The sequence below is a fragment of the Methanobrevibacter sp. genome, assembly GCF_017432245.1.
Classification (GTDB): domain Archaea; phylum Methanobacteriota; class Methanobacteria; order Methanobacteriales; family Methanobacteriaceae; genus Methanobrevibacter.
The window spans coordinates 1-9,707 of record NZ_JAFRJO010000070.1; the positions used below are offsets into that span (position 1 = coordinate 1).

Annotated in this window: 11 protein-coding genes and 1 tRNA gene; 9 read left to right on the plus strand and 3 right to left on the minus strand. The window is 29.9% G+C overall.

Features of this window, described 5'->3' with window-relative positions; translation table 11 throughout:
- Positions 1-28 precede the first annotated feature (28 nt).
- Both IJI80_RS05940 and cbiM read right to left on the minus strand, forming a co-directional pair.
- Complete coding sequence (locus tag IJI80_RS05940; protein WP_292788493.1) at positions 29-316, minus strand: energy-coupling factor ABC transporter substrate-binding protein; 288 nt, start codon at positions 314-316, stop codon at positions 29-31.
- A 10-nt stretch (positions 317-326) separates the two neighbouring features.
- Positions 327-992: a cobalt ECF transporter S component CbiM gene (gene cbiM / locus IJI80_RS05945; protein WP_292788495.1), complete on the minus strand. Its 666-nt coding sequence runs from the start codon at positions 990-992 to the stop codon at positions 327-329.
- Positions 993-1,442: 450 nt separating this feature from the next.
- On the opposite strand from cbiM, the gene IJI80_RS05950 reads away from it, so the two are divergent.
- The 7 genes from IJI80_RS05950 (at position 1,443) to IJI80_RS05980 (ending at position 6,765) form a co-directional block, all read left to right on the plus strand.
- The gene (locus IJI80_RS05950) at positions 1,443-1,712 is read left to right on the plus strand and encodes a HypC/HybG/HupF family hydrogenase formation chaperone (protein ID WP_292788497.1); all 270 of its coding nucleotides are present in this window, start codon (positions 1,443-1,445) and stop codon (positions 1,710-1,712) included.
- Between the two features lie 170 nt (positions 1,713-1,882).
- Positions 1,883-2,377, plus strand: coding sequence for a TIGR00295 family protein (locus IJI80_RS05955; RefSeq protein WP_292788499.1), 495 nt, complete (start codon positions 1,883-1,885; stop codon positions 2,375-2,377).
- Between the two features lie 156 nt (positions 2,378-2,533).
- Positions 2,534-3,445: a DUF5591 domain-containing protein gene (locus tag IJI80_RS05960; protein WP_292788501.1), complete on the plus strand. Its 912-nt coding sequence runs from the start codon at positions 2,534-2,536 to the stop codon at positions 3,443-3,445.
- A 230-nt stretch (positions 3,446-3,675) separates the two neighbouring features.
- Positions 3,676-3,966, plus strand: a complete 291-nt coding sequence (locus IJI80_RS05965; RefSeq protein WP_292788503.1) for an iron-sulfur cluster assembly protein — start codon at positions 3,676-3,678, stop codon at positions 3,964-3,966.
- 144 nt (positions 3,967-4,110) lie between these two features.
- Positions 4,111-4,185, plus strand: a tRNA-Ile gene (locus tag IJI80_RS05970).
- A gap of 244 nt (positions 4,186-4,429) precedes the next feature.
- On the plus strand, positions 4,430-4,933 hold the full coding sequence (locus IJI80_RS05975) for an amino acid-binding protein (RefSeq protein ID WP_292788505.1): 504 nt from the start codon (positions 4,430-4,432) through the stop codon (positions 4,931-4,933).
- A gap of 299 nt (positions 4,934-5,232) precedes the next feature.
- Complete coding sequence (locus tag IJI80_RS05980) at positions 5,233-6,765, plus strand: hypothetical protein (RefSeq protein ID WP_292788507.1); 1,533 nt, start codon at positions 5,233-5,235, stop codon at positions 6,763-6,765.
- A gap of 129 nt (positions 6,766-6,894) precedes the next feature.
- Here the strand turns inward: IJI80_RS05980 and IJI80_RS05985 are convergent, their stop codons facing one another.
- The gene (locus IJI80_RS05985) at positions 6,895-7,791 is read right to left on the minus strand and encodes a coenzyme F420-0:L-glutamate ligase (RefSeq protein WP_292788509.1); all 897 of its coding nucleotides are present in this window, start codon (positions 7,789-7,791) and stop codon (positions 6,895-6,897) included.
- Positions 7,792-8,004: 213 nt separating this feature from the next.
- Between IJI80_RS05985 and IJI80_RS05990 the strand changes: the two genes are divergently transcribed.
- On the plus strand, positions 8,005-8,571 hold the full coding sequence (locus IJI80_RS05990) for a pyruvate kinase alpha/beta domain-containing protein (protein WP_292788511.1): 567 nt from the start codon (positions 8,005-8,007) through the stop codon (positions 8,569-8,571).
- 279 nt (positions 8,572-8,850) lie between these two features.
- Positions 8,851-9,707, plus strand: an 857-nt coding sequence (gene ftsZ, locus IJI80_RS05995; protein WP_292788514.1) for a cell division protein FtsZ, incomplete at its 3' end; no start/stop codon positions are given.

Consider the following 9,707-nt stretch of genomic DNA (forward strand, 5'->3'; position numbering starts at 1 on the left):
AAAAAAAAGAAAAATGGATAAAGAAGAATTATTCTTCTTTACCTTGTCCTCTCCAGTAACCGAAGAAGTAACCTATAATGATTGCTCCTATAGCTGCTTGAAGAGCGAATAATAAACTTTCTATTTCACCACTAGGTGGTTCCCAAATTGAAGAGAACCAAGGTTCGAAGTTAGTAGCTTCAATTTGTTCACTTGCTGCATCGTCAGATCCACCAAAGTATCCATCATCTTCCCCATGACCATTATACATTGCTAATGGTGCAATGAAGATAATTGCACAGATTACTGCTAAAATAATTAATGTTGATGTTTTCATGTTAATCACCTTATGCTTCATTAGGAGCTAATGCACCTAATTTGTCTAATAATTTTGGTTTGTAAGCTTTTAATCTGTCCCATATAATTACGGTTAAGATACCTTCACCAATAGCTAATGGTACTTGGGTAACTGCAAAGATAGTTAAGAAAGCAGTTAATGCTGCGCCGAAAGTAGGAGCAGGGAATGCGAAAGCTAATTGGAATGAAGTAGCTACGTAAGTTAATAAGTCACCTAAGAATGCTGCAAAGAAGATTGCAATGGTTGATGAAATATTAGCTTTAAGACATCCTTTGTATACTAACCAAGCGATGAATGGGCCTACAATACCCATTGAGAAAATGTTAGCACCTAAAGTGGTTAATCCACCGTGTGCGAGTAATAAAGCTTGGAAAATAAGTACAATAGTTGCGAGTACAGCAGTTACAGCAGGGCCGAATAATGCTGCACCTAATCCGTTACCACAAGGGTGAGAACAACTTCCAGTAACAGATGGTAATTTTAAAGATGATAAGATGAACATGAATGCTCCACTTACAGCGAGTAAAGCTTTGGATTCAGGGGTTTCATCTACGATTTTTTTGATTTGATAAATACCAAATGCAACGATGATGAATGATATGATGAACCATACAATACACCATGTTAATGGTAAATATCCTTCCATAATATGCATAAATAATTTCCTCCAAATTAATATCAATATAATTGATAAACTCCAAAAATTAAAATTCAGTTTATTTTAATTTTATTAAAGTTATATTGATAAAGTAATTTATATATCTTATAATATATAAACTTTTTAGTAATACTTCAAACTATTTTAATTAAAACAAAACATTTTCTAAAAAATAAAAGGATTAGATTTAAATTTCATGTTTCTTGATTTTTAATTTTTGTTTCAATTTTTTTTGTGCTGTTTTGAATTTTATTTTTTACATAAATTTTTCCTAATTTTTTAATACTTTCCTTATTTTTTTAAAGAATTGTTTGATAAAATAAAAATATTTATATAATCTAAAAACTAATAATAAAAATATCAAATAAAAGTGATTTTAATTTAAGATTTTAAATTAATTAATTCATTTAAATAAATCGTTTAAATAAATAAAAGGAGTTGTTGTTAATGTGTATTGCTGCACCAGCTAAAATTGTAGAGATTGACACTGAATCTAACATTTGCGCTGCAGACTTTGGAGGAGTAAGGCAAAATGCTAAATTGGATCTTCTTCCAGATGTGGAAATTGGTGATTATGTATTGATTCATGCAGGATATGCTATTGAAAAATTATCTGAAGAAGCTGCAAAGGAATCTTTAGAATCCTGGGATGAATTATTGGAAATGTTAGAAGAAGAAGACAAAGAACGTGAAAAAATGATGAAAGACATGTTATAGTCTTTTTCATTTTATTTCTTTTTTTTAATTTTTATTTGAGAATCGACATTTTAAATTGAACATATTGTTTAAAAATTTTTAAACTAATTTCTTTACTATTTTTAATTAATAATTTGTTTAATATTATTTCTATTATTAAGTTTTAATGACTTTATTTTAATTGTGATTATATGGATGAGGAAATAAAACTGTTGAAGGAATTGAATTGTCCTCAATGGGTAATTGAGCATTCCAAGGGAGTTTCAAGAAAGGCATGTGAAATTGCATCCAATTTTGAGGATGTTGATATGGAACTCGTAAGGGTTGGAGGATTGCTTCATGATATAGGTAGATCCAAAACCAATTCAATTGAACATGCAGTGATTGGCGCTCAAATACTTAAGGAAAGAGGATATCCTCAGGAGATAATCAATATCGTTGAAAGGCATATCGGAACTGGCCTTAGCGAAGATGATGCTAGAGAATTAGGATTGCCTATAAAGGATTACACTCCTCAAACATTGGAGGAAAAGATAGTTTCCCATGCAGATAATCTATTCAATGGTGCTGATGAAGTGGATCTTGAGTTCACAATTGAAAAATGGAAAAGGAAATTAGGTGAAAATCATCCATCAATAGAAAAACTCAGGAAAATACATGAAGAGCTTGTTTTAAGATTTGAATAATTAAAAAATTATTAAATAAACTAAAATTTATTAAAAAACTAAAAAATTTCTTAAATAAACTATTTTATTAATGAAGTTTATATATTAAATTGGTATTAATCTTATAATGTTGATTGTTTATCTTATTTTAATTTTATAATTTTAACGAGGAAAAGAATGAAAGTTATTTGTTCAAGTGATGAGTCATTATACAGGCCTGAAGTTGTTAGATGGAGGCAAAGGATGGCTATGATGGAACCTTTAGGTGATGTTGTAGTTGCACTTCCATGCAGTATGAAAAAGCCATACTCCAATTCTCAGTCTCACCAAAAATTCAGAAGGGCTACCAAAGGTTATCAGGAAGTAATTGTAACTTCTCCATTCGGAATCTGTCCAAGGGAATTGGAAAACACCTTCCCAATCCAATCCTATGATGTGGCTGTTTCAGGTGATTGGAATGATGATGAGATAAGATTGGCTGGAGAGCTTCTTCGAGATTATGTTGGAGACAAACCTGTAATAGCAAATGTTGAAGGAGGCTACGAAGAGGTTTGTCGTGAGTATTTGGATAACTGCACTTATGTATGTGATGGTGGCAGGCCAACTTCTCCACAATCCATTTTTAACTTAAGGGAAGAACTTAAGAAATATCCTAAGACCAAACATAGGGATAGGGTTTTAAATGAGCTTAGATCTGTTGCCAAATATCAGTTTGGAGCAGAAGCTGAAGCAATGATCACTGATGATGTTGTTGCTAAAGGAAGATATCACAGAACCCTTTATTCCAATGGAAAGACAGTGGCTCTACTAAATAGGGATGTTGGCTTATACACCCTTAACCTTGAGGGAGGAAGAAGACTTGCTGAGCTTGGCATTCATGTAGTTGAAATAGACTTTGACTTAAAGACAAACTCCTTGTTTGCTCCAGGTATTGTAAATGCAGATCCAAGCATTCTTCCAAAGGATGAAGTTGTTGTCGTAAGAAATGATGAAGTCGTTGCTGTTGGAAAAGCTGTCTTGACTGGTCGTGAAATGGTCGAGTTAAGAAATGGTATTGGTGTAAAGATTAGACACAGGAAGAAAAACTAATTGTTTTTTCTTTCCTTTTTTGAAATAAAATAATATAATAAATAAAGGTTTATTTATTTAATATTTATATACATATTTTTATTATTATTGATAAGTTTAAATATAATTAAAACAATAGTTATATTATTAACTTTTTGTTAGGAAATAAAATTTAAAATTTTATTCTTATCACTAATTTAATTAAACAATTATTAAAAAACAATTATTTAAAAAAATATTGAGGAGATAAAATGTCTGAAGAATTAGCACTTGCTGTAAAAGATGCAGTTTCTGTAGTAAACGACCCTCACATGGGCGTAAGTATTGTAGAAATGGGTATTGTACAATCTATTGCAATTGAAGGTTCAACTGCTGAGATCGTAATTAAACCTACTAACCCAGGTTGTATGAGTGTTACCCGTATTGCTGCTCAAGCTAAAGCTGAAGCTTTAAAAGTTGAAGGAATCGATAAAGTTAAACTCATCATTGAAGGTCACGTAATGGCTGACTCTCTTAATGAGATGCTTAACAAAGATAATTAAGTTTTTTTAAACTTAATTACTCTATTTTTTATTTAAAATTTTCTTTGCATTTCAATGATTTTCTGTTTTTTTATCAAAATCTTGTTTAACAAAAGATTTATATATTAGATTACATATAATTAGTAATACTTGTATTTGTTATATAGGCTAGTGGCACAGCCTGGTCAGCGCGCACGGCTGATAACCGTGAGGTCCTGGGTTCGAATCCCAGCTAGCCTACTTTTACTGATTTTACTTATTTTTTCAAATTTTTACACTTTCTGTCAATTTTATCGTCTTTTTTTTAGATATTTTTTATTTTACATTAATACTAAATCTTCTATCGTCTTTTTTTAGATATTTTTATTTTACATTAATACTAAATCTTTGTAATGCCATTTTTTAATGTACATTTTTATGTATTAGTATACATTTATATACTTAAAAGTACAATATATTTTTAGATAAGTATCTTGGTGATATAATGTGGGAAAGTTTAAATTTAAAGTTCAGTAAATATCCTGCAAGAATGGCTGTAGCTCAAAAGATGTTTGAGTTAGGATTAAGAATAAGTGAAGATGGGAAAATATATTGTGGTGATTTAAAAATAAGCGATTCTGCATTGGCTGCTTCTGCTGATGTTGATCGTAGAGTAATCAAATCCACCGTGGATGTCATTATTGCTGATGAAGAGTTGTATGAAATATTTTCAAATATTATTCCTGCAGGAACCTTGATAAAAAACATTGCAAAAAACTTGAATTTAGGTGTTATAGAAGTGGAAGCTGGTGAAGAAAGTGATGGAATTCTTGCTGAAGTGGCTTGGATTATGAGCAAGCACAACATCAGCATTCGTCAAGCTTATGCCGGAGACACTAGGTTTAATGCAAATCCAGTTTTGACAATCATTACAGAGGATGCTATACCTGGAGAACTTTTAAATGAATTCCTTAAAGTAAAAGGAGTCTTAAAAGTTTCTATTTTATAATCTGCATATTATTTCTCAACTCCTTTTTTTCATTTTCATTATTATTTTTCTCTTTTATTCCTTCTATTTTCATTTTTTATATTTGTTGACTTAGTTCTTTTTTTATTTTTGCTATTTTTATTTTTTAATTATTTATTTTTTCATTATTTTTTTAATCATTTTTATAAAAACATTACATTTATAATATAGTGTGTAAATAAATAATAATATAATGTAATTTATTAAATCATTTACTATTAAGTAATTTTTTTAATTTAATTTCGCTTTAAAATTTAAATATTTATAAGGAAGACTATATTATGTTAAGAGACCCTATTATTCAAAATTTATTTCCTGAGATATTCGAATATAGTGAGGCCATAGATGTTATCAAATGTCTTAAAGAATGGCCTTTGGATAAGTTAAGTACTATTAAAGAGATAGCTAAAGGTACTAACTTAACTGAAAAAGAAGTTGATAAAGCTCTTAAAACTCTCGAAACTACTAATTTAGTTTATACTTTGAAGATTCATGAGGTTTGTTTAAGTTTAATTGATTTTTATAAGAAAGAAGAACTTACTAAACAGGAAATGGTAAAAAAGGTCAAATTAGACATTGAACTTGTTGACCAATTCTTCGATGAAGACCCAGAACTTTTAGAAAAAACCAAAAAGAAATTTTCTAAAGCTATGTTAGGATCATTTAAAAATAAGATTGTTGAAAGTTTTTTAGATGAAAGTGCTGATCTTCTTGAAGAAACTAAAGAAACCTGCTCTCAAGAAATATTATCCTCATTAAATGATAATTTTATTTATCATTTGGAGATGGGTGTTAATTCTTTAAATTTAATTGAATTGCTCAAGCGTGGAGAGCTCTCTAATAAAGATATGGCTAAACATTTCAAGCTTGACTTAGAATGTTTTGAAGAATTTCTCAAAGAAAATGCAGATATTTTAGAGAAATCTCAAGAAAAATTCACAAGAAAAGGATTAAACACTTTGTATGATAATTTCATTGATTTAGATAAAAAATCTAAAGAGAAAAAAGAAAGTGCTGAAAAGAGTAAGGATAAAAAAGAAAACAGTGCTAAGTCTAATGATAAAGCCCCTGAAAATAAAGAAGAAGCTAAGGGCAATGAAAAAGATGAGGACTTAGAAGATTCTGAAGATAAAAGTATCAATGCAGATTTAGAAAATGATAATGATTCTGCAGTTGTCAAAAAAGAAGTTGATGCAGAATCTGAAATTGCCGAACTTAAAGAAAAAGTAGACAATGATGCAAAAGATGCAGAAAAAGATGAAGAAGAGTCTGATAAGGAAAAATCTAAGAAAAGTAAAGCTAAAACTACTAAAAAAACCAAAGCAGTTCATATTAAGAAAAAGAACACTAAATTATGGTATCTTTCATATGATGAAATTATAAATTGTCTTAAAAATGGATTTACTACAGATGAAGATATTTCTGAAAAAATCGTCTGTAAGTTAAATATCGTTAGAAAGATCCTTTATAAATTATATGATATGCGTTTGGCTAGTTACAAAAGGGATAAAGACAAAGAAACTCAATGGTATACTTATGATTGGGAATTTAATGATAAGGAATACAAAAAATTAGAGTTTGTTATATTAAGTGAAGATTTGAAGAAATTGAAAGAAGAATTGGAATATTTGGAAAATAACATGTTCTTCGTTTGTCCATTAGGGCACTATCGTCTTGACTTTGAAGATGCTTCAACAGTAGAATTCCTTTGTCCAATGTGTGATGAAGAATTAGTATTTGAAGATAATCAAGATAGAATAAATAGCAAAAAAGAAGAGATTAGAGTCATTGAAGAATTAATGGCAAATAATTAATTCTTTTTATTTCTTTTTTTTTAATTTGAATTTCTTTTTTTTTAATTTGAATTTCTTTTTTTTAATTTGAATTTCTTTTTTTTAATTTTTTCATAATTTGTCTTTTTTTAATAATTTTTTAATTATTTTTTATTTTCTAATTAAGACTGCAGGAGTATGTATGATGGAATCTAAAGATTCTACAGTGACTTCATGGGTGTCAGAATCTAAAACGTCTTTTACACTGTAAATTGTTTCCATTGCAGTGGATAATGATTTTTGGTAATCCTCAGCGATATTAGCTATTTTAATTGCCTCATCAACATCTATTTCTCTTGAGCAACCTAAAGGAGTTGATCCCAAGTTTTCTGAAAGCTGTCCTAATGTGTATCCAAAAACACCTTTATCCGCTTCAATTCCAGGAATGGCTATCGGAAGACCTGTAAAATATTTCTTTCCTCTTCTGTATGTTGCATCTGTGTCTATAATTAATGTTGTTACAGTATTGTTTGTTTTGTCTTTTATGTCTGCACTGATTTCTTTTGCAACTTTTTCAGGATTTTCTGGAAGCAATGATACGCATGTTCCTGGAGCATTGCTTAAGTCTATTCCTGCTTCTGAAGCTGGCTTCAATGCATGTTTCCAACCGTAAAGTTGCAAAACAACTTCTTTATGTCTTTTGGATTCTTCTGGAAGTTTTCTTAAATTTTTAATGGTTCTTTCCTTAATTCCAAGAAGCGGTCCAAGAACGTATCCCCAAAGGTATTTGCTCCAATATGTCGCTAAGAAACTTGCTTTAAATGACGGGGTGTAATCTGCCTCATCAACTAATCGTCCTTGTGATACAGAGATAGGTGTTTCTGCTATAACCAAGTAATCTCCATCTTCAGCTAATTTGGAGATGTCTTCTATCATAAAGTCTATGCTTTCATTAGGTTTGATATAATGTGTTTCAATAGGAATTACCTTGTATCCTTTTATTTCAACATATTTATATTTTTGACCGTCTATGGTTTCAGCTTCTTTATAGGTTGGATTAGTTGTCATGTTATCTTCATCATTTCAAAAATTATAATAAAAATTTAATAAATTAAACTTCAAAATTAATTCAATAATTAATTCAATAATTAAACCAATTATTAAATCAATTAATAGTATAATTTTATATTAGTAAATATATAATTATTATTGTATAAACTTATAGAATTTTTAAATTTTATATGATTTTAAATTTTAAATTATAGTTATAGGAGAAGTTTTATGGAAAAGACAATCACTTATTTTGAAAAACCAGGTGTTGAAAATACCGATGCACTTATCGAACTTGTTAAAGAAAGATTGGAAGGCTCTGATATAAAATATGTAGCTATTGCATCCTCTACTGGTGCAAGTGCATTAAAACTCAATGATGCATTGAAGGATTTAGATGTAACTATTGTAAACTGTTCCCATCATGTAGGTTTTAAGGAAGCAAATAAAGCACAAATGGATGAAGAAACTAGGGCTAAGCTTGAAGAAGAGGGTATTGTAACATTTATGGGATCACATGCCTTAAGTGGTGTGGGTAAAAGCATTTCCAAAAAATTTGGAGGAGCTACCCCTGTGGAAATCATTGCAGCAACCTACAGAACAATCTGTCAAGGATTTAAGGTTTGTGCAGAAATCTCCATCATGCTTGCGGATGCAGGATTGATTCCAGTAGGTGAAGAGATAATAGCAATTGGTGGAACTGGTCATGGAGTAGATACTGCTGTTGTTATGACCGCAGCTAATATGACTAATGTATTTGATATGAAATTCCATGAAGTCATAGCTATGCCAAGATAAAGCTTGATTTTAGTTTTAGTTTATTAAAACTTTTTTCTTTCTTTATTTATTATAAAGTTAATGGGCAATTGTTATATACTATAAAATTAATAATAAAAATACTAATTTAAAAATCAAATTTGAAAATTAATTAAATACAAATTTAAAAATTTTATAAATTTTTTGGTAATATTTCATTTACATTTAAATATTACTTTAAACATATTTAATAAATAATAGTAAATAATTTATACTTATTATAAATAATTTTTAAATTAATAAAATTTGTGGGGTTTACTCGTGAAATTTATAGATGATGCAATTAAAGGATCAGAAGAAACCATTGAAAATTCTGCTCCTAAAAAATCAAGTGATGATTTAGATGAAGAATTATTAAAAATCATTGAAGGAAGCCGTGCTAACATTATTGTAGTTGGTACTGGTGGTGCAGGAAACAATACCATTTCAAGATTAAATGAAATAGGTATTGAAGGTGCAAAAACTATTACTGTAAATACTGATGCTCAAGACTTATTCTACAGTGTCTCTGATAAGAAATTACTTTTAGGTAGACAAACCTGCGGTGGTCTCGGTGCTGGTGGAGAACCTACCATCGGTGAAGAATCTGCTGAAGAAAGTGAAGAAGACATTAGAGAAGAATTAGATGGCGCTGACATGGTATTTGTTACATGTGGTCTTGGTGGTGGAACTGGTACTGGTTCTGCTCCTGTAATCGCAAAAGTGGCTAAAAAAGCTGGTGCTTTAACTGTTGCTGTAGCAACCATGCCATTCTCTGCTGAAGGTGTAAAAAGAAGAGAAAATGCAGAAATAGGTTTAGAAAAACTTCAAGAAAATGCTGACACTGTAATTGTCATTCCTAATGATAAATTATTAGAAGTTGCTCCTAACCTTCCTTTAAACAAAGCTTTCATGGCTTCAGATGAAATCTTAGGAAGAGCTGTTAAAGGAATCACTGAACTCATTACCAAACCTGGACTCATTAGTTTAGACTTTGCTGATATTAGCTCTATTATGAAAGGTTCCGGTATGGCAATGATTGGTATGGGAGAATCTGAATCTGGCGACAGAGCTATTGAATCTGTACATGAAGCATTAAGCAGCCCATTATTAGACATTGACATTTCCAATGCTAAAGG